Below are 18,798 nucleotides of genomic sequence, written 5' to 3' on the forward strand. Positions count from 1 at the left end.
CTCAGATCCCCAGCTGCTTCGTCTCCTGGAGCTTGGCGATCGCGTTCTCGTCGCCGTCCAGTTCGACCGCGGCCACGCTCTGCCGGCCGTGGGCGAACATCAGCAGCTCCGAGGGCTCGCCCGTCACCGTCACGACCGGCGCTCCCTTGTGGGCGACCGCGGTCTGGCCGTCGGGGCGGCGCAGCACCAGCCCGGTCGGCGCGGTACGGCCCATCAGCCGGGCCATGCGCTCCAGACGGGACCACAGGGCGTCCTGGAACACCGGGTCCAGCTCGCGGGGGGTCCACCCCTCCTGGGCCCGCCGTACGTCCTCCGTGTGGACGTAGAACTCGACCGTGTTGGACGCCTCGTCCAGCTGCTTCAGCTGGAACGGCGAGAAGCGCGGCGGGCCCGTACGGATCAGCTGGATCAGTTCCTCGTACGGCTTCGCCGCGAACTCCGTCATCACCTTCTCCAGGCGCGGCGCGAGCTGCTTGATCATGATGCCGCCCGCGGCATCGGCACGGCGCTCGCGCACCACCACGTGCGCGGCGAGGTCACGGGTCTGCCACCCCTCGCAGAGGGTCGGGGCGTCGGGGCCCGCGGTCTCCAGGAGATCGGCGAGCAGAAGTCGTTCACGCTTCGCGAAGGTCGACATACCGTCAGCCTACGACCGCGCGCGGGGTCCGCACAGTGGACGCCCGGCCGTGACTGTCGGTCGCGCGCGGCACAATGGCACCCATGACCAGCACGCCCCCTCCCAGCAGCCTCGACCCCGAGATCGCCGCCCGCCTCAAGCGCGCCGCCGACGGGCTCGTCCCCGCGATCGCCCAGCAGTACGACACCGGCGAGGTGCTCATGCTCGGCTGGATGGACGACGAGGCGCTGCACCGCACCCTGACGACGGGCCGCTGCACGTACTGGTCCCGCAGCCGCCAGGAGTACTGGGTCAAGGGCGACACCTCGGGCCACGTCCAGCACGTCCGGTCCGTCGCCCTGGACTGCGACGCCGACACGGTCCTGGTGAAGGTCGACCAGGTCGGCGCCGCCTGCCACACCGGCGACCGCACCTGCTTCGACGCCGACGTGCTGCTCAAGGACGGTCCCGCCACCGACGGCGGCGGCTCCGGCGCACCCGTCTCGGATCAGTAAGGTCAGCCGCCATGGACCTCGAGACGTTCCGCAAGCTGGCCACCGACCGCCGTGTCATTCCGGTCACCCGCAAGCTCCTCGCCGACGGCGACACCCCGGTCGCGCTCTACCGCAAGCTGGCCGCGGAGCGCCCCGGCACCTTCCTCCTGGAGTCCGCGGAGAACGGCCGCACGGCGTTCCAGTGGTCCCGGTACTCCTTCGTGGGCGTCCGCAGCGCCGCCACCCTCACCGCCCGCGACGGCGAGGCCCACTGGCTGGGCACCCCGCCCGTCGGCGTCCCGGTGGACGGCGACCCGCTCGCCGCCCTGCGCGCCACCATCGAGACCCTGCACACCCCCCACCAGGAGGACCTGCCGCCGTTCACCGGCGGCATGGTCGGCTATCTCGGCTACGACATCGTCCGCCGCCTGGAGAAGATCGGACCCGGCGAGCGCGACGACCTTCGCCTCCCCGAGCTGACGATGCTCCTCACCAGCGACCTCGCCGTGATGGACCACTGGGAGGGCTCGGTCCTGCTGATCGCCAACGCGATCAACCACAACGACCTCGACACCGGTGTCGACGAGGCCTACGCGGACGCCGTCGCCCGCCTCGACGCCATGGAGGCGGACCTCTCCCGGCCGGTGGCCCAGCCGCCCGCCCAGCTCCCGCCCTCCGAGCTGCCCGAGTACACCGCGCTGTGGGGCGGCCCCGACTTCAAAGCCGCCGTCGAGGACGTCAAGGAGCGCATCCGCGCGGGCGAGGCCTTCCAGGTCGTCCCCTCGCAGCGCTTCGAGACCCCGTGCACGGCAAGCGCGTTGGACGTGTACCGCGTGCTGCGGGCGACCAACCCCTCGCCGTACATGTACCTGTTCCGCTTCGACGGCTTCGACGTCGTCGGCTCCTCCCCGGAAGCCCTCGTCAAGGTCGAGGACGGCCGCGCGATGGTCCACCCCATCGCCGGGACCCGGCACCGCGGCGCGACCCCGCAGGAGGACCAGGCCCTCGCCGACGAACTCCTCGCCGACCCCAAGGAGCGCGCCGAACACCTCATGCTCGTCGACCTCGGACGTAACGATTTGGGACGCGTCTGCGAACCCGGCTCGGTCGAGGTCGTCGACTTCATGTCCGTCGAGCGCTACTCCCACGTGATGCACATCGTCTCGACGGTCACCGGCCGCGTGGCCCCCGGCCGCACCGCCTTCGACGTCCTCACGGCCTGCTTCCCGGCCGGCACCCTCTCCGGCGCGCCGAAGCCCCGCGCGATGCAGATCATCGACGAACTCGAGCCGTCCAGAAGGGGGTTGTACGGCGGCTGCGTCGGCTACCTCGACTTCGCGGGCGACTCCGACACCGCCATCGCCATCCGTACGGCCCTCCTCCGTGACGGCACCGCCTACGTCCAGGCGGGCGCCGGCATCGTCGCCGACTCGGACCCCGAACTGGAGGACCAGGAGTGCCGCAACAAGGCGGCGGCGGTCCTCCGCGCCGTGCACACGGCGAACCGGCTCGGGCAATAGGACGAGGGTCATATGAACCCCGGGTGACGGTTCGCCCGGGGTTGGAGCGATAGTGGACTCCGTGACTGCTGCTGTTCCTCCCCCCCGTTCCGAAGGCGAAGGCCCCGCCCGCGCCGGCCGTCGAAGCCTCGCCGTGGCCCTGCTCAGCGGTGCGCTCGGCGCGGCCGTGGCCCTGCTGGCCACCCGTCAGCGCTGGTCGATGGGGACCGCGACGGTGGCCGGCGACGCGTTCCCGCTGTCCGTCAAGGGCAGTGACGTCACGGGCGTGCCCGCGGCCCTGGCCATAGTGGGCCTCGCCGCGCTCGTCGCCGTCTTCGCGGTCCGCAGGACCGGCCGCCTCGCGGTCTCCGCCCTGCTCGCGCTCTCCGGCGCGGGCATCGTCGCCGCGGCGCTGCTCGGCGCCACGGACAGCTCCGCGCTCGACGACAAGGCCGCACAGGCCTCCGGCGACACCTCGTCCGTCGTCCACGCCTTCGACCACACGGCCTGGCCGTACGTGGCCGCGGTGGGCGGCGGCCTGATCCTGCTGGCCGGTCTGCTCGCCCTGTTCTACGGCCGCCGCTGGCCCGCGATGTCGGGCCGCTACGAACGCAACGGCGCGCCGCGCGCCCGGCGGGCTCCCGTGGTGGACCCCGACCGGCCCGAGGACATCTGGAAGGCGCTGGACCGCGGCGAGGACCCCACGGGCGCGTAGGCGCTCCGCGGGGCGAGGGGGCGATGCGTCAGGTCGCCGGCCGGCCGCCGCGCGGTCGGGGCCGCTCCGCGCGGCGCGCGGGGCCACCCCGGAGCATCGGTTCCGCTCGCGTGCGGAACAATGAGACGTGAGCGTCCGCTCACACACGTACACAGCAACGAGGAGCACGTCATGGCGGGCAACAGCCACGGTCACACTTTGGCCGCCTGGACCGGTACAACGATCGCCTTCATCGGCTTCTGCGTCGCGGGCGCCTTCATGGTGATGGCGCAGCCGGCCGGCTTCTGGGCAGGCATGGGGATCGTGGTCATCGGCGGCATCGTCGGCTGGGTCATGAGCGCGATGGGAATGGGCATGCCCAAGGACCGTCCCCAGGACCTGACCGAACTGCTCGGCAAGACGGCGCACGCCGACAGCTGAGCCGCGGCGGTCAGCCACGACGTCGTGGAGGGGCGGTTTCCTGAGCACCGGGACCGCCCCTCACGCGCGCGTGCCGCGCGGACGGACCAGGGGGCACAATGCGAGACGTGAACGCCGACAGCCAGAGCATGCCGAAGACGCGCGCCCCCGGCACCACCCCCGCTTTTGCGTTTGCGCTGCACCGCGTGGCCGTGCCCGCAGGCGTCCTCGCGGCCGTCGCCGGGGCCTTCGCCTACGTGGGCACCGTCGACCCGAATCACCCGGGCCACTACCCGGTCTGCCCCCTGTACCGCCTCACCGGCCTGTACTGCCCCGGCTGCGGCGGCCTGCGCAGCGCGCACGAGTTCATCCACGGGGACTTCCTGGCGGCGCTCCAGGACAACGCGATCGCCGTGGTGGGCTATCTGGCCTTCATGGTCGTATGGACCGTCTGGGTGGTCCGCGCGGCGCGCGGCAGGCCCGCGCGGATCGAACTCGGCCGGGTCCAGCTGTGGGGTCTGGGCGCGTTGGTGCTGGTCTTCACGGTTGTCCGGAACCTGCCGTTCGGTGGCTGGCTACATCCTTGATCAACCGTCGCATGTCCAGGTAGTGGGACCGGCGTCAACCGGATGCGAGGCCTACGCCTTCCTCCGGATACCATCGAGGTCAGATGTGACCATGGCTTTTCCACCGTCCGGAAGGGGGCCGCTCGCGTGAGTGTGCTCGACGAGATCATCGACGGAGTCCGTGCCGACCTGGCGGAACGGCAGGCGCGCGTCAGCCTCGACGAGCTCAAGGAGCGTGCGGCGAAGGCTCCCGCGGCCAAGGACGGCGTGGCCGCCCTGCGCGGCGACGGCGTCAAGGTCATCTGCGAGGTCAAGCGCTCCAGCCCCTCCAAGGGCGCGCTGGCCGCGATCGCCGACCCGGCGGGCCTCGCCGCGGACTACGAGGCGGGCGGCGCCGCCGTCATCTCCGTCCTCACCGAACAGCGCCGCTTCGGCGGCTCGCTGGCCGACCTGGAGGCCGTCCGCGCGCGGGTGGACATCCCGGTCCTCCGCAAGGACTTCATCGTCACGTCGTACCAGCTCTGGGAGGCCCGTGCCTACGGCGCCGACCTCGCCCTGCTGATCGTCGCGGCGCTGGACCAGCCCGCCCTGGAGTCCCTCATCGAGCGCGCCGAGTCGATCGGCCTCACGCCGATCGTCGAGGTCCACGACGAGGACGAGGTCGACCGCGCGGTCGACGCCGGCGCGAAGATCATCGGCGTCAACGCCCGCAACCTCAAGACCCTCGACGTCGACCGCGGCACCTTCGAGCGCGTCGCCCCCGAGATCCCGGCCCACATCGTGAAGATCGCCGAGTCCGGCGTCCGCGGCCCGCACGACCTCATCGCCTACGCCAACGCGGGCGCCGACGCGGTCCTGGTGGGCGAGTCCCTGGTCACCGGCCGCGACCCCAAGTCCGCGGTGTCGGACCTGGTGGCGGCGGGCGAACACCCGGCACTCCGGCACGGCCGCGGCTGATCACCCGCTAGGCTGCCCCCGATGAACGTCACCCTGACCCCCATGGACCGGCACGCCCGCCTCGCGCGCGGCTGCCGTCCGAGGGGCTGCCGCGCGCCCGCGAGGCGCGTCCACGGCCGTCGGGTGCGTTACGTCATCGGTGACGAGCCCGGCCAGGTGAACGGCCGTCGATGGCAGCGCGCCCCAGAGGGGCGCGGGGCTGTGTCCGCTGTGCGGCTGCCGCCGCGCGGGCGCGACCGGCTGCACACTGCCTGAGGTCGCACGACAGGCTCCGCCCCCACGGCGATCAGTGTTCTCCACAAACTCACCGTGAGGTTTCCGCATGCCCAGCGAGTTCTTCATTCCCGACCCTGAGGGTCAAGTCCCCAGCGCCGAGGGCTACTTCGGCGCGTTCGGCGGCAAGTTCATCCCGGAGGCCCTCGTCGCCGCCGTGGACGAGGTCGCCGTCGAGTACGACAAGGCCAAGCACGACCCCGAGTTCGCCCGCGAGCTGGACGACCTCCTCGTCAACTACACCGGCAGGCCCAGCGCGTTCACGGAGGTCCCCCGTTTCGCCGCGGAGGCGGGCGGTGCCCGGATCTTCCTCAAGCGCGAGGACCTCAACCACACCGGCTCCCACAAGATCAACAACGTTCTCGGGCAGGCCCTGCTCACCAAGCGCATGGGCAAGACCCGGGTCATCGCGGAGACCGGCGCCGGTCAGCACGGAGTCGCGACCGCCACCGCCTGCGCCCTGTTCGGCCTCGAATGCACCATCTACATGGGCGAGATCGACACCCGGCGCCAGGCGCTGAACGTGGCCCGGATGCGCATGCTCGGCGCCGAGGTCATCGCCGTGAAGTCCGGCAGCCGCACCCTCAAGGACGCGATCAACGAGGCGTTCCGCGACTGGGTCGCCAACGTCGACCGCACCCACTACCTCTTCGGCACGGTCGCCGGCCCGCACCCGTTCCCCGCCATGGTCCGCGACTTCCACCGGGTGATCGGCGTCGAGGCCCGCCGCCAGATCCTGGAGCGCGCCGGCCGCCTCCCCGACGCGGCCATCGCCTGCGTCGGCGGCGGCTCCAACGCCATCGGCCTCTTCCACGCCTTCATCCCGGACGCCGGCGTACGCCTCATCGGCTGCGAGCCCGCCGGGCACGGCGTCGAGACGGGCGAGCACGCGGCCACGCTGACCGCCGGCGAGCCCGGCATCCTGCACGGTTCGCGGTCCTACGTCCTCCAGGACGAGGAGGGCCAGATCACCGAGCCGTACTCGATCTCGGCCGGTCTGGACTACCCGGGCATCGGCCCCGAGCACTCCTACCTGAAGGACAGCGGCCGCGGCGAGTACCGCGCGGTCACCGACGACGCGGCCATGCAGGCCCTGCGCCTGCTCTCGCGCACCGAGGGCATCATCCCGGCCATCGAGAGCGCCCACGCGCTCGCGGGCGCGCTGGAGGTCGGCAGGGAGCTGGGCAAGGACGGGCTGATCGTCGTCAACCTGTCCGGGCGCGGCGACAAGGACATGGACACGGCCGCGCGCTACTTCGGCCTGTACGACACCGACGCCGAGGTCGCCGCGAACGCGGCCGACACCGCCGAGATCGAGGGGGACGCCAAGTGAGCGGCAACATCCGGCTGTTGAGCGACACCCTCGCCGCGGCCAAGGCCGAGGGACGCGCCGCCCTCATCGCCTACCTCCCGGCCGGGTTCCCGACCGTGGACGGCGGCATCGCGGCGATCAAGGCGGCCTTCGACGGCGGCGCCGACATCGTCGAGGTGGGCCTGCCGCACAGCGACCCCGTCCTCGACGGCCCCGTCATCCAGACCGCCGACGACATCGCCCTGCGCGGCGGCGTCAAGATCGCCGACGTCATGCGCACGGTCCGCGAGGCCCACACGGCGACCGGCAAGCCGGTGCTCGTCATGACGTACTGGAACCCCATCGACCGCTACGGCGTCGAGCGCTTCACCGCCGAGCTGGCCGACGCGGGCGGCGCCGGGTGCATCCTGCCCGACCTGCCCGTGCAGGAGGCGGGACTGTGGAGGGAGCACGCCGAGAAGCACGGCCTCGCCACGGTCTTCGTCGTCGCGCCCAGCAGCCGGGACGCCCGCCTCGCCGAGATCACCAGGGCCGGCACCGGCTTCGTCTACGCCGCCTCGCTGATGGGCGTCACCGGCACCCGTGAGTCGGTCGGCGCGCAGGCGCAGGACCTCGTCGAGCGCACCCGGGCCACCACCGACACGCCCGTGTGCGTCGGGCTCGGTGTCTCCGACGCCCGGCAGGCCGCCGAGGTGGCCCGGTTCGCGGACGGCGTGATCGTCGGCTCGGCCTTCGTCAAGCGGATGCTGGACGCGCCGGACGACGCGGCAGGCGTCGAGGCGGTCCGCGCGCTCGCGGGCGACCTCGCGAAGGGCGTGCGCGGACAGGCGTGACGGAACGACCGTAGAACGGCTGGTCACTCGAACGGGTGGACCTGGGGCCGGGGAGGCGCGCTGCGCCTCCCCGGTTCGTTCTGCGGGGTGTGAGCGAGAAGAACCGTGACGGAAAGCGCACCGCCCGCGAGCGGCTGGCGGTCGAGCGTGAGAAGCAGAAGGCCGCGGAGAGGCGGCGGCGCACGCTGATCGTGGCCGTGAGCGTCGTCTGCGTGCTGGGTCTTGCGACGGTGATCGGCGTCCTCGCCGCGAACCACGGCAAGGACAGCGGCAGCAGCAAGGCGGGCCCGGTCGTCGCGCCCTCCGGGGCGACCGGCAAGGACAGCCTGGCGATCCAGGTCGGCAAGGACAGCGCCAAGCCGACGCTCACGGTGTGGGAGGACTTCCGCTGCCCGGCCTGCCAGGCCTTCGAGACGGCGTACCGCCCGACGCTCCACGAGCTGACCGACTCCGGACAGCTGAAGGTGCAGTACCACCTGGTCACGCTGATCGACGGCAACCTCGGCGGCACCGGCTCCCAGCGCGCGGCGAACGCGGCGGCCTGCGCCCAGGACGCCGGAAAGTTCCGCGACTTCCACGACGTGCTGTACGAGAACCAGCCCAAGGAGACGGACGACGCCTACGCGAGCAACGCCAAGCTGATCGAGCTGGCGGGCAAGGTCGGCGGCCTCGACACGCCCGCCTTCCGCACGTGCGTCAACAGCGGTGCCCATGACAGCTGGGTCCTGAAGTCGGCCGCGGCCTTCCAGGCGGGCGGTTTCACCGGCACCCCGACCGTCCTCTTCGACGGCAAGAACATCTACGCGGACCAGACGATGACCCCGGCGAAGCTGAAGCAGCTGGTCCAGGCGGCGAACAAGGGGTAGCGAGGAGTAAGCGAGCGGGCCGGTTTTCACACCGGCCCGTTATGGAGCCGTAGCCGGGCCACTTGCCGTGCTCGCGCTCCGGCACGGTAGCGTCGACCCTGCCATGGAAACCATTGCCTACATTCCCAGCCCGTCGCGCGGGGTCATCCACCTCGGCCCGATTCCGCTGCGCGGTTACGCGTTCTGCATCATCATCGGCGTCTTCGTCGCCGTCTGGCTCGGCAACAAACGCTGGGTCGCCCGCGGCGGCAAGGTCGGGACGGTGGCCGACATCGCTGTCTGGGCCGTGCCGTTCGGCCTCGTCGGCGGTCGCCTCTACCACGTGATCACGGACTACGAGCTGTACTTCAGCGAGGGCCGCGACTGGGTGGACGCCTTCAAGGTGTGGCAGGGCGGCCTCGGCATCTGGGGCGCGATCGCGCTCGGCGCGGTGGGCGCGTGGATCGGCTGCCGCCACCGTGGCATCCCGCTGCCCGCCTGGGCCGACGCGCTGGCCCCCGGCATCGCCTTCGCCCAGGCCATCGGCCGCTGGGGCAACTGGTTCAACCAGGAGCTCTACGGCCGCGAGACCCACCTCCCCTGGGCGCTGCACATCACGTCCTCGACGGACGGCCGGGTCCCGGGCTACTACCACCCGACCTTCCTGTACGAGTCGCTGTGGTGCGTCGGCGTCGGCTTCCTCGTGATCTGGGCCGACCGCCGCTTCAAGCTGGGCCACGGCCGGGCGTTCGCGCTGTACGTCGCCGCCTACTGCGTGGGCCGCGGCTGGATCGAGTACATGCGCGTCGACGACGCCCACCACTTCCTGGGTCTGCGGCTGAACGACTGGACCGCGATGATCGTCTTCCTCCTCGCGGTGACCTACATGGTCGTCTCGGCGAAGAAGCGCCCCGGCCGCGAGGAGATCGTCGAGCCCGACACGGACGCCCCGGCCGCCGGGAGCGACGGCGACACCGCTCCGAAGACCGGCACCTCGGAGACCGCGGACACCGACACCCCGGAGCCCGAGGGCAAGGAAGACGCCCCGGACACCGAGGCCGAGGACATCAAGAAGGACGAACCGGAGTCGGCGAAGAAGAGCTGACAGCGAGTCCTACGACGACGAGGGCGCCCCGTGTCCGGCGGGGCGCCCTCGTCGTGCGTCAGGTGCGGCGGACCAGCGACAGGGTCCGCCGGGCCGCCGCCACCACGGCCGCGTCGACGAACCGCCCGTCGGCGAGCGCCTGCGCGCCCTCCTCCGCCACGGCCGCCTTGACGATCGTCTCGGCCTCCTCGATCTCCCGCCCGGTCGGGAGGAACGCGCTCTCGATGACCGGGAGTTGACGAGGATGGATCGCCGCACGGCCGAGGAAACCCAGGGCGCGGCCGTGCGCGCACGAGACCGCCAGGGCGTCCAGATCGCGGATGTCCGGATGGACGGACTGGGCCGGCGGCGCCAGCCCCGCGGCCCGCGCCGCGACGACCACCCGGGAGCGCGACCAGTCGAGCCCCGCGTCCTCCCGCACCCCCAGGTCGGCCCGCAGATCCGCCTCCCCGAGCGCGACCCCGTGCACGGCGGGGTGCGCGGAGGCGATCGCGAAGGCCCGCTCGACCCCGAGGGCCGTTTCCAGCAGGGCGTACAGGGGGAGGCCGCCGGTCCGCTCCGCCACGGCGGTCACCTCCTTCGCCGAGGTCACCTTCGGGAGCCGCAGGCCGGACAGGCCCGGGAGGGGGGCGAGGGTGCGCAGATCGTCGGTCGCCCAGGGGGTGTCGAGGGCGTTCACCCGGACGTGGACGTCGGGCCGGGGCTCCGACAGCAGCTCCGCCGTGGCCGCGCGGGCGTACTCCTTGCGGTCCGGTGCGACCGCGTCCTCCAGGTCGACGACGACCACGTCCGCGCCGGCCGCGAGCGCCTTGGCGACGACCGAGGGGCGGTCGCCTGGCACGTACAGCCAGGTCAGGGGGTGCGGGGTCACAGCGCGCCCGCCTCGCGCAGGGCGGTCAACTCGGCTTCGCTCAGGCCGAGTTCGGCCAGTACCGGGTCCGTGTCGGCGCCGTGCGGGCGGCCGGTCCAGCGGATCGCGCCGGGGGTGGCGGAGAGACGGAAGAGGACGTTCTGCATGCGCAGCGGCCCGAGTTCGGGGTCGTCGACGGTGGTGATCGTGTCGAGGGCCTGGTACTGCGGGTCCTCCATGACGTCCCGCACGTCCTGGATCGGGGCGACGGCGGCCTCCGCCTTCTCGAACGCGGCCAGCACCTCCGCACGGGTCCGCCGCGCGATCCAGTCGCCGACCGCGGCGTCCAGGACGTCGGCGTGCCGGGCCCGGTCCGCGCCCGTCGCGAACCACGGTTCGTCGACCAGTTCCGGGCGGCCGACCAGCCGCATCACCCGCTCGGCGATCGACTGCGCCGAGGTCGAGACGGCGACCCAACTGCCGTCCGCCGTACGGTAGGTGTTGCGCGGGGCGTTGTTCTGCGAGCGGTTGCCGGTGCGCGGCTGGACGTGGCCGAGCTGGTCGTACCAGAGGGGCTGCGGGCCCAGCGCGGTGAGGATCGGCTCGATGATCGCCATGTCCACCACCTGCCCCGCCCCGGTGCGGTCGCGCGCGGCGAGAGCGGTCATCACGGCGTACGCCGTCGCCAGACCCGCGATCGAGTCGGCGAGGCCGAACGGCGGGAGCGTCGGGGGCGCGTCCGGCTCGCCGGTGATGGCGGCGAACCCGCTCATCGCCTCGGCGAGGGTGCCGAAGCCCGGGCGGTGCGCGTAGGGGCCGAACTGGCCGAAGGCGGTGACCCGGGCGAGCACCAACCGCGGGTTGGCGGCGGAGAGTTCGGCCCAGCCGAGGTCCCATTTCTCCAGGGTGCCGGGGCGGAAGTTCTCGATGATCACGTCGGCGGTCGCGGCCAGCCGGAGCAGGGTGTCGCGCCCGCCCGGCTTCGACAGGTCGAGGGTGATCGCGCGCTTGTTGCGGCCGAGGAGCTTCCACCACAGGCCGACGCCGTCCTTCGAGGGGCCGTGCCCCCGGGACGGATCCGGTTTCGCGGGGTGCTCGACCTTGATGACCTCGGCGCCGAAGTCACCGAGCATGGTGGCGGCGAGAGGCCCGGCGAAGAGGGTCGCGAGGTCGAGAACCCGCAGACCGGACAGGGGAGTTGTGGCCGTCGTCCCGGTCATGAGGCGTACTGCCTGTCGATCTCCGCGCGGAACGGCATCGACGTCGTGGCCCCCGGCCGCTGCACCGACAGGGCCGCCGCCGCTGCCGCCCAGCCCAGCGCGTCCCGCATCGGACGGCCCTCGGCGAGCGCCACCGCGAGCGCGCCGACGAAGGTGTCGTCCGCGCCCGTCGAGTCCACGGCGGTCACCTGCGGTGCGGGGACGAGGAACGGCTCCGCGCCCCGGGCCGCGTACAGACTGTCCGTCGCACCCAGCGTGACGATCACCTCGGGCACCTGGTCGAGCAGGGCCGCCGCCGCCTCGCGCGGGTCGGTGCGGCCGGTGAGGGCGGTGGCCTCGTGTTCGTTGGGGACCAACAGGTCGACGGCGGCCAGGAGTCGGGGTGGCAGGGGCTGGGCGGGTGCGGGGGTGAGGATCGTCCGGACGCCGTGGCGGCGGGCCGCCTCCGCGCCCGCGGCCACCGCGACCAGGGGGATCTCCAGCTGGAGGAGCAGGGCGTCGGCCGTGGCGATCGTCGCCTCGTCGCCGGGGGCGAGGTGGTCGACGGTGCCGTTGGCGGCGGGGATCACGACGATCGCGTTGCCGCCCTCGTCGTCCACGACGATGTGCGCGGTGCCGGACGGGCCCTCCACGGTGCGCAGATGGTCGGTGTCCACGCCGGAGTGTTCGAAGGTGGCGCGGAGCAGGGCGCCATGGGCGTCGTTGCCGACCGCGCCGATGATCGTGACGTCGGTCGCGCCCGCGTGCGCCGCGGCGATCGCCTGGTTGGCGCCCTTGCCGCCGGGGATCGTGCGGAACTCCCGTCCCGTCACGGTCTCTCCGCGCTGCGGGGCCTTCTCGACGTAGGCGACGAGGTCCATGTTCGTGCTGCCGAGCACGGCGATGTGGGTCATGGGCGGGCGGTCTCCTGATGGGTGAGCTGGGCAAGGGTGTCGAAGCCGATGCCGTTGAAGTCGCCTACGGAGGTGGCGAGTCGGTTCTTGAGCGGGGCCGTCCAGCGGTCGGGGAGCGCGGTGTCCGCGACGAGGGCGGCGATGCCGCCGACCGTGGCGCCGTTCGAGTCGGTGTCCCAGCCTCCGGACACCGCACGGCAGACGGAGCCGGTGAAGTCGCCGTCCGCGTGGGTGAGGGCGGCGGTGATCAGGGCGGTGTTGGGGATCGCGTGGACCCAGTGGTGGGTGCGGCCGTAGGTGGCGTGCAGCCGGTCCACCACCTCGTCGAAGTCCCGGTGTTCCCGGGCCAGTCGGAGGGCGTGCCGGAGCGCCTCGGCCAGGCGGGAGCCGGGCGGGACGACGGTCAGTCCGGTGCGCAGGCAGCCGTGGATGTCATGGGTGCCGGTGGTCGCGGTGGCGATGACGGCGGCCGTGAACATCGCCGCGTAGACGCCGTTCGCGGTGTGGGTCAACGTGGCGTCGCGGTGGGCCTGTTCGGCAGCGGCGGCGGGGTTTCCGGGGTTGGTCCAGCCGTGTACGTCGGCACGGATCAGGGCGCCGATCCATTCGCGGAACGGGTTGCGGTGGCGGGCCGTTCGCGGGGGTTCGAGGCCGCTGAGGAGGTTGCGGTAGGCGACGCGTTCGGCGGTGAAGGTGCGGCCTGCGGGCAGTTCGCCGAGCCAGAGTTCCGCGACGTCGGCGGTGGTGAAGGCCCTGCTGTGGCGCTGCAGCAACAGAAGGTTCAACAGCGGGTAGTTGAGGTCGTCGTCCTCGGGCATGCCGTCGATGTTCTCGGCGAGGGAGGTGGGGGCGGAGCGGCGGTTCCAGGGGTGGGCGGCGAGGAGGTCGGCGGGGACGCCCCGGGCGGTGAAGTAGGAGGTGAGGGGCCAGTTGCCGGTGGCGCGGGCGAGTTGCCGGATGCCGTCGAGGGTGATCTTCTCGACGGGTTTGCCGAGGAGGCAGCCGACGGCGCGGCCCAGCCAGGCGTTCTCGTAGAGCGCCGGGCGGGGTGGGCGAGAGGGCTGCGCGGCGGGCCAGTCGGGGCACAGGGCTTTGATCCGTGCCAGGTCCGTGGGCTCCCGGTCCGCCCGGCCGCTGGGCAGGTCGGCCAGTTCGTCGAGCAGGTCCTCGGCGAGCAACCGGAGGTAACGGGACGGGGGTTCGGCGGACGCGCCCGCCCGTTCCGGCGCCTCCGCACCACCCGCCGCCCGCCAGCGCGCCGCGATCGCCGACGGTTCGCGTCCGTCCTGGACGGCCTGGCGCAACTCGTGGCCGAGCAGGTCCTCCGGCTGGACCCAGGTCAGTCGGAGCACCGCAGCCCCCCGATCTCGCTGAACGCCGCCTCGTGGGCACGGCGGCGCAGGACATCGCGCTCGAAGAGCTCACGGGTGACGGCGGTGAGGGTCGTCGCCGGCTCCCACAGATCCAGCCGGCTGGCCTCGGCGACCGTCTTCGACCAGTCCCGCGGGACGGTCGAACCCAGGGCGCCCGCCACCGCGCCGGCCATCGTCGCGATCGAGTCGCAGTCCCTGCCGTAGTTCACCGAACCCAGCACCGCGTGCCGGAAGTCGCCGCCGGAGACCACCACCATGCCCAGCGCGACGGGGAGTTCCTCGATCGCCTTGGTGCGGGAGGGGCGGCGGGCGTCCAGGGAGGGCGCGCGGTAGTCGGGGCCGACGGTGTCGTACGGCGCGACGGCCTCCCGCAGCGGGCCGAGCGCCGACTCGAAGTCCGAGTGACCGGCGGCCACTTCGCAGACCTTCTCGATCGCGGTGCGGGTGCCGTCCTTCGCCAGGGAGAGACAGGCGGCCACCACGGAGTCCGGGGTCGCGCCCGGTACGCAGGCCGCGGCCACCGCCGCCGCGAAGACACCGGCCGCCTCCCGGCCGTACGACGACTGGTGGGCGCCCGCGATGTCGAGGGCCTCGGCGTAGGCGCCCGCCGGATTCGCCGCGTTGACCAGGCCGACCGGGGCCATGTACATCGCCGCACCGCAGTTGACGATGTTGCCCACGCCCGCCTCGCGGGGGTCGGCGTGACCGTAGTGGAGGCGGGCCGCGAGCCACTTCTCCGCGAGGAAGACGCGCTGGAGCGGGATGGCCTCCGCCTCCAACTCCGGGATCCAGCGCGGGTTCTGCATGAGGTCCGGGACGAGGTGGTCGGCGACGGAGTACGCGTCCAGGTGGTCGCGGACGGTCGCGTAGACCCGTACCAGCGCGTGGGTCATCAAGGTGTCGTCGGTGACGTGCCCGTCGCCCTTGTGGTACGGCGCGATGGGGCGCGCGGTGCGCCAGGCGTCGCCGTTCCAGGGGCCGACGACGCCGTGGACGCGACCTGAATGGCGTTCCAGGATCTGGTCGGGGGAGTAGCCCTCGACGGGACCGCCGAGGGCGTCGCCGACCGCCGCGCCGACCAGGGCGCCGGTGATCCTCTCCTGAAGGCAGCCTTCCGCTCCTTGAGGCCCTTCAGGTTCTTCGGGTCCTTTGAGTTCTTTGGGTGGCATGCACCGAATCATCCTCCTGGTGGGGCCGGTTGTGCGGCTTCCAGGAGATCGGCGAGTTCCACGAGGTCGGTGCCGGTGAGGCGGGGAAGGGCGCAGCCGGAGAGGGTGCGGCAGGCCTCCCGCCAGCTCGCGGGGATCGCCCGGCCGCCGCCGAGCGCTCCGGTGAGGGCGCCCACGAGCGCCGGGGCGGAGTCGGCGACCCGGGAGAGACAGGCCGCGGCGGGGACCGCCTCGGCGATCCGGCCCCGGGACGCCGTCGCCAACGCCAGGGCCACCGGGACGGTTTCGGCCGCCGCGATGCCGTAGCTGTAGACGTGGTCGACGATCTGGTGTTCCAGGAGGGGGATCAGGGCGAAGGCGCTGTCGCTGTCCCGGGCCAGCCTCAGTGCGTGGCGGGCGTTGCGGCCGATCTCCGTGGTCTCCGGGAGTTCCGCGAGGGCCGCCGCCACGCAGTCGTCCACGGGTGTGCCGGCCAGGGCGAGGGAGAGGGCCGCGGCCATCGCCCGCGCCCCGTGGACTCCGTCGCCGTCCTGGGTGTAGCGGGCGTCGAACTCGGCCAGGGCGGCGGCGCGTTGGGGGTCGCCGGGGTGGGCCACCGCGAGGACGCAGGCTCTGACGCAGGCCGCGTCGTCGAAGTAGTGGGGGTTGTCGTGGCCTGTCGCGGGTGGGCGCAGGCCCGCGGCGAGGTTGCCGAGGCCTGCCCTGACCGAGATACGGGCCCTGAGGGGGAGTACGGCGGATTCGACCTCGGGTGCGCGGTCGGCCGCGGCGGCGACCTCGCTGGCGACGGCGTTCCAGGTGAGGTCGATGGCGGCGCGGGTCCGGCGTTCCCTGCTGAGGTCGCCGAGGGCCGTGTCGTCGCCGGCCTTCAGTAGGGCCTCCGCGGCGAAGGCCGCCCATTCGGCGTCGTCGGAGGGGCCCAGGCGCAGGGGCTCGGGGGGTTGGTTGAGGGCGATGGGGACGGGGAGGGTGGTGGTCGCGTTCTGCTCCGCGAAGGCGTCCAGTTCGCGGGTGAGGCGGCGGGTCCACTCGGGCATCCGGGCGGCGCGGTGCCGGGCGGCGGGCCAACCGGCGGCGTCCCCGGCGGCGAGCCCCAGCAGCAGCCCCTCGACCCGCCTCACCTCAACTCCGCCATCGCCTTTCCCGTCCCCGATGTCGGCGGTGGGCGCGGATCGCGTCTGCCCGGTCAACCCGCCGTTCACAGAGGCGGGTTGTGCATGCCCGGCCAACTCGCGCTTCACGACATCGGGTTGCGCGCGCCCGGTCAACCCGCCCTCCACCGCCGCAGGTTCAGCCCCGCACCCGCCCCGCCCCGGGACCCCCGCCCCGCTCGCCTCCTCCCGCCGCCTCACAGCCGCACCTCGTCCTCGTCCGCGGCCAGCACGTAGTCCCGCTGATCCCCTCGCGCCGCATCCCCAGGGTCTCCCGCCCCCCCACTTCCCGCCCTCCCCGGGAACCAGCAACTCCGCGATGTCCAGCACGTGATGGCCCGCCATGGCCGGCAGGCAGCTTCCGCGCGCGGGGCCGATCGCCGCCGCCCAGTCGGGCGGGATCGAGGACGCGCCCCGGGTCGCGCCCGCCAGCGCGCCCGCCACCGCGGCGGTCGTGTCCGCGTCGCGGCCCATGTTCACCGCAGTGAGGACCGATTCCGCGAAGTCGCCGTCCGCTGCCGCGTACGCGCCGAAGGCCAGCGCCACCGCCTCCGGGGCGAGGTCGGTCCACGGGTAGCCGCCGATGACGACCGCGGAGCGGACCGCGCGTTCGCCCCGGTGGGCCACCGCCACCGCTCGGCGCAGGGAGCGTGCCGTCCAGGAGTCGTCCGGGATCACGGCCAGGGCCGACGCCACCACCGCGATCGTCGGCGCGCCCGCCATCGCCGCCGCGACACCCGCCGCCACCGCCTGGCCGCCGTAGATGCCCTCGCCGTCATGGCTCACCGAACCGTCGATCGCGACCAGGCGGGCCGCCTCCGCGGGGCGGCCCGCCGCGAAGACGCCGAAGGGGGCCGCGCGCATGGCCAGGCCGTCGCTCCAGGCGTGGCGGTGCTGGGCGGAGATGGGAGCGGCCAGGCCTCTGCGGAGGTTCTCCAGCGTTCCCCGTTCACTGAAGCCCGCGCCCCGGAACGGGCCCTCGTCGCGGTCCGCGATCCACTCGTGCCAGGCCGCCTCCACGTGGGCCGGCGTGAGGGCGGAGCCGTGGCGGGCCAGGAGGAGGCCGGAGAAGATCGCGTACTCCGTGTCGTCCGTGCCGGCCGGGTTCTCCGCGACGTATCCCGTGATGCGGCCCCAACGGGCCCGGATCTCCGAGGGCTTCATGTTCTCCGCCGGTGCGCCGAGGGCGTCTCCCACCGCGAGACCGAGCAGCGCGCCGCGCGCCCGTTCGCGGAGTTCGGTGGCGTTCTCGGGCGCCGGGACCGGGGGAATGCAGGCGATCGATGCCATACGCGGCCTCTCCTACGGGGTTCCCTGAGGGCGCCTCGGGGCGCGGAACCCTTTGCGGATGTCTCCCACGGGAGGCCTTCGGCAGAGCCTGACGGAGCGCAGCATCACCCGGTCGACATCTGATCAAGCCCTGTCACGGATGAGCGCTGGAGCGTAAAACCGCAGGTTAGCCCAGCCTTTCCTTGCTGGTGAGCGGGAAATGAAAGGCCTATGTTTGGTGTTGTCAAAGAGTAGAACTTATCCAAACTTAGCCTTACCTTAACCTTCTGGGGGATCACCGCATGGCCATCATCGAGACCGAGGCGACGCTGCACGAGGCGCACCGCGACAACCACACCCACCGTGATGTGAACGGCGGCTGGCTGCGCCCCGCGGTGTTCGGCGCGATGGACGGTCTCGTCTCCAACCTCGCCCTGATGACCGGTGTCGTCGGCGGCGCCGTCAGCCACCAGACCGTGGTCATCACCGGGCTCGCCGGACTGGCCGCCGGTGCCTTCTCCATGGCGGCCGGCGAATACACCTCCGTCGCCTCCCAGCGTGAGCTGGTCGAGGCCGAGCTGGACGTCGAGCGGCGCGAGCTGCGCAAGCACCCGGAGGACGAGGAAGGGGAGCTGGCCTCCCTGTACGTGTCCCGCGGGGTGGAGCCCGGGCTCGCCCGCGAGGTCGCCCGGCAGCTTTCCCGTGATCCCGAGCAGGCTCTTGAGATACACGCCCGGGAGGAGCTGGGCATCGACCCCGGCGATCTGCCCTCCCCGCTCCTCGCCGCCGTCTCCTCCTTCGGGGCGTTCGCGCTGGGCGCGCTCCTTCCCGTCCTGCCGTTCCTGCTGGGCGCGACCGCGCTGTGGCCCGCGCTGCTGCTCGCGCTGGTCGGACTCTTCGGATGCGGTGCCGTGGTGGCCAGGGTGACCGCGCGGTCCTGGTGGTTCAGCGGGCTACGACAGCTCGCGCTGGGCGGTGCGGCGGCCGGTGTGACGTACGCCCTGGGCACCCTGTTCGGGACGGTCGTAGGATAGTGCGACGCGCACTTATGCGCTGGGTCGCATAAGTAGCCGTTACTCGCTGGTTTCGAACGCTTAACCACCGGGCATGAGCCGTAAGCGCTGCAGGCAATGACGCCTGTGGCGCACCCGCGGGACGGGCGACAACGCTCCCTCTGCCCCGGACCGACGGACATCGATCTGTCCGCTTAGGTCCCCTTAACTTCCACCGCCTGTGCGGTGCCGCGCCGCCACCCTGCG

Annotated in this window: 19 protein-coding genes and 1 pseudogene; 12 read left to right on the forward strand and 8 right to left on the reverse strand. The window is 72.7% G+C overall.

Annotation, left to right across the window (positions count from 1 at the left end; all coding sequences use genetic code 11):
• Nucleotide 1: 1 nt before the first annotated feature.
• Complete coding sequence (locus tag ACIPTO_RS24860; protein WP_366319775.1) at nt 2–637, reverse strand: TIGR03085 family metal-binding protein; 636 nt, start codon at nt 635–637, stop codon at nt 2–4.
• A gap of 74 nt (nt 638–711) precedes the next feature.
• Here ACIPTO_RS24860 and hisI point away from each other — a divergent pair, with 74 nt between their 5' ends.
• From hisI to lgt, 11 genes are all read left to right on the forward strand, one after another.
• Nucleotides 712–1,131: a phosphoribosyl-AMP cyclohydrolase gene (hisI, locus tag ACIPTO_RS24865; protein ID WP_366319773.1), complete on the forward strand. Its 420-nt coding sequence runs from the start codon at nt 712–714 to the stop codon at nt 1,129–1,131.
• Between the two features lie 11 nt (nt 1,132–1,142).
• Nucleotides 1,143–2,630 (forward strand): anthranilate synthase component I, encoded by a 1,488-nt coding sequence (locus ACIPTO_RS24870; RefSeq protein ID WP_366319771.1) that lies wholly within the window; start codon nt 1,143–1,145, stop codon nt 2,628–2,630.
• 52 nt (nt 2,631–2,682) lie between these two features.
• Entirely contained in the window at nt 2,683–3,324 is a 642-nt protein-coding gene (locus ACIPTO_RS24875) for a TIGR02234 family membrane protein (RefSeq protein ID WP_366319769.1), read from the forward strand.
• Nucleotides 3,325–3,495: 171 nt separating this feature from the next.
• Nucleotides 3,496–3,744, forward strand: coding sequence for an HGxxPAAW family protein (locus ACIPTO_RS24880; RefSeq protein ID WP_366319767.1), 249 nt, complete (start codon nt 3,496–3,498; stop codon nt 3,742–3,744).
• 98 nt (nt 3,745–3,842) lie between these two features.
• The gene (locus ACIPTO_RS24885; RefSeq protein ID WP_401195671.1) at nt 3,843–4,310 is read left to right on the forward strand and encodes a DUF2752 domain-containing protein; all 468 of its coding nucleotides are present in this window, start codon (nt 3,843–3,845) and stop codon (nt 4,308–4,310) included.
• Nucleotides 4,311–4,436: 126 nt separating this feature from the next.
• Nucleotides 4,437–5,246, forward strand: coding sequence for an indole-3-glycerol phosphate synthase TrpC (gene trpC / locus ACIPTO_RS24890; protein ID WP_366319763.1), 810 nt, complete (start codon nt 4,437–4,439; stop codon nt 5,244–5,246).
• A 21-nt stretch (nt 5,247–5,267) separates the two neighbouring features.
• Complete coding sequence (trpM, locus tag ACIPTO_RS24895) at nt 5,268–5,501, forward strand: tryptophan biosynthesis modulator TrpM (protein ID WP_366319761.1); 234 nt, start codon at nt 5,268–5,270, stop codon at nt 5,499–5,501.
• Nucleotides 5,502–5,568: 67 nt separating this feature from the next.
• Nucleotides 5,569–6,852 (forward strand): tryptophan synthase subunit beta, encoded by a 1,284-nt coding sequence (gene trpB, locus ACIPTO_RS24900; protein ID WP_366319759.1) that lies wholly within the window; start codon nt 5,569–5,571, stop codon nt 6,850–6,852.
• The gene (gene trpA / locus ACIPTO_RS24905; RefSeq protein ID WP_401195675.1) at nt 6,849–7,664 is read left to right on the forward strand and encodes a tryptophan synthase subunit alpha; all 816 of its coding nucleotides are present in this window, start codon (nt 6,849–6,851) and stop codon (nt 7,662–7,664) included. Before trpB ends, trpA begins: the two co-directional genes overlap by 4 nt.
• Before the next feature lie 89 nt (nt 7,665–7,753).
• Nucleotides 7,754–8,530 carry a DsbA family protein gene (locus ACIPTO_RS24910; RefSeq protein WP_401195678.1) on the forward strand — a complete coding sequence of 259 codons (777 nt, stop codon included), beginning with the start codon at nt 7,754–7,756 and terminating at the stop codon, nt 8,528–8,530.
• A gap of 103 nt (nt 8,531–8,633) precedes the next feature.
• On the forward strand, nt 8,634–9,614 hold the full coding sequence (lgt, locus tag ACIPTO_RS24915) for a prolipoprotein diacylglyceryl transferase (RefSeq protein ID WP_366319753.1): 981 nt from the start codon (nt 8,634–8,636) through the stop codon (nt 9,612–9,614).
• A gap of 58 nt (nt 9,615–9,672) precedes the next feature.
• On the opposite strand, the gene ACIPTO_RS24920 is transcribed toward lgt, so the two are convergent.
• The 7 genes and pseudogenes from ACIPTO_RS24920 to ACIPTO_RS24950 all read right to left on the reverse strand — a co-directional run.
• Nucleotides 9,673–10,485 (reverse strand): HpcH/HpaI aldolase/citrate lyase family protein, encoded by an 813-nt coding sequence (locus tag ACIPTO_RS24920; protein WP_401195681.1) that lies wholly within the window; start codon nt 10,483–10,485, stop codon nt 9,673–9,675.
• Nucleotides 10,482–11,684, reverse strand: coding sequence for a CoA transferase (locus ACIPTO_RS24925; protein WP_366319749.1), 1,203 nt, complete (start codon nt 11,682–11,684; stop codon nt 10,482–10,484). The genes ACIPTO_RS24920 and ACIPTO_RS24925 overlap by 4 nt, the downstream gene beginning before the upstream one ends.
• Nucleotides 11,681–12,577, reverse strand: a complete 897-nt coding sequence (locus ACIPTO_RS24930; RefSeq protein ID WP_401195683.1) for a ribokinase — start codon at nt 12,575–12,577, stop codon at nt 11,681–11,683. The genes ACIPTO_RS24925 and ACIPTO_RS24930 overlap by 4 nt, the downstream gene beginning before the upstream one ends.
• A complete protein-coding gene (locus ACIPTO_RS24935) occupies nt 12,574–13,929 on the reverse strand; it encodes an ADP-ribosylglycohydrolase family protein (RefSeq protein ID WP_401195685.1) in 1,356 nt (451 codons plus the stop codon). The genes ACIPTO_RS24930 and ACIPTO_RS24935 overlap by 4 nt, the downstream gene beginning before the upstream one ends.
• Complete coding sequence (locus tag ACIPTO_RS24940; RefSeq protein ID WP_401195688.1) at nt 13,917–15,119, reverse strand: ADP-ribosylglycohydrolase family protein; 1,203 nt, start codon at nt 15,117–15,119, stop codon at nt 13,917–13,919. Before ACIPTO_RS24940 ends, ACIPTO_RS24935 begins: the two co-directional genes overlap by 13 nt.
• A gap of 8 nt (nt 15,120–15,127) precedes the next feature.
• On the reverse strand, nt 15,128–16,273 hold the full coding sequence (locus tag ACIPTO_RS24945; RefSeq protein ID WP_401196140.1) for an ADP-ribosylglycohydrolase family protein: 1,146 nt from the start codon (nt 16,271–16,273) through the stop codon (nt 15,128–15,130).
• 450 nt (nt 16,274–16,723) lie between these two features.
• Nucleotides 16,724–17,560, reverse strand: a pseudogene (locus ACIPTO_RS24950) (ADP-ribosylglycohydrolase family protein); the annotation flags it as partial.
• 281 nt (nt 17,561–17,841) lie between these two features.
• Here ACIPTO_RS24950 and ACIPTO_RS24955 point away from each other — a divergent pair.
• Nucleotides 17,842–18,573 carry a VIT1/CCC1 transporter family protein gene (locus tag ACIPTO_RS24955; protein WP_366319737.1) on the forward strand — a complete coding sequence of 244 codons (732 nt, stop codon included), beginning with the start codon at nt 17,842–17,844 and terminating at the stop codon, nt 18,571–18,573.
• Nucleotides 18,574–18,798: the final 225 nt, after the last annotated feature.

This window comes from Streptomyces sp. NPDC090083 (assembly GCF_044747445.1).
Taxonomy (GTDB): Bacteria; Actinomycetota; Actinomycetes; order Streptomycetales; family Streptomycetaceae; genus Streptomyces.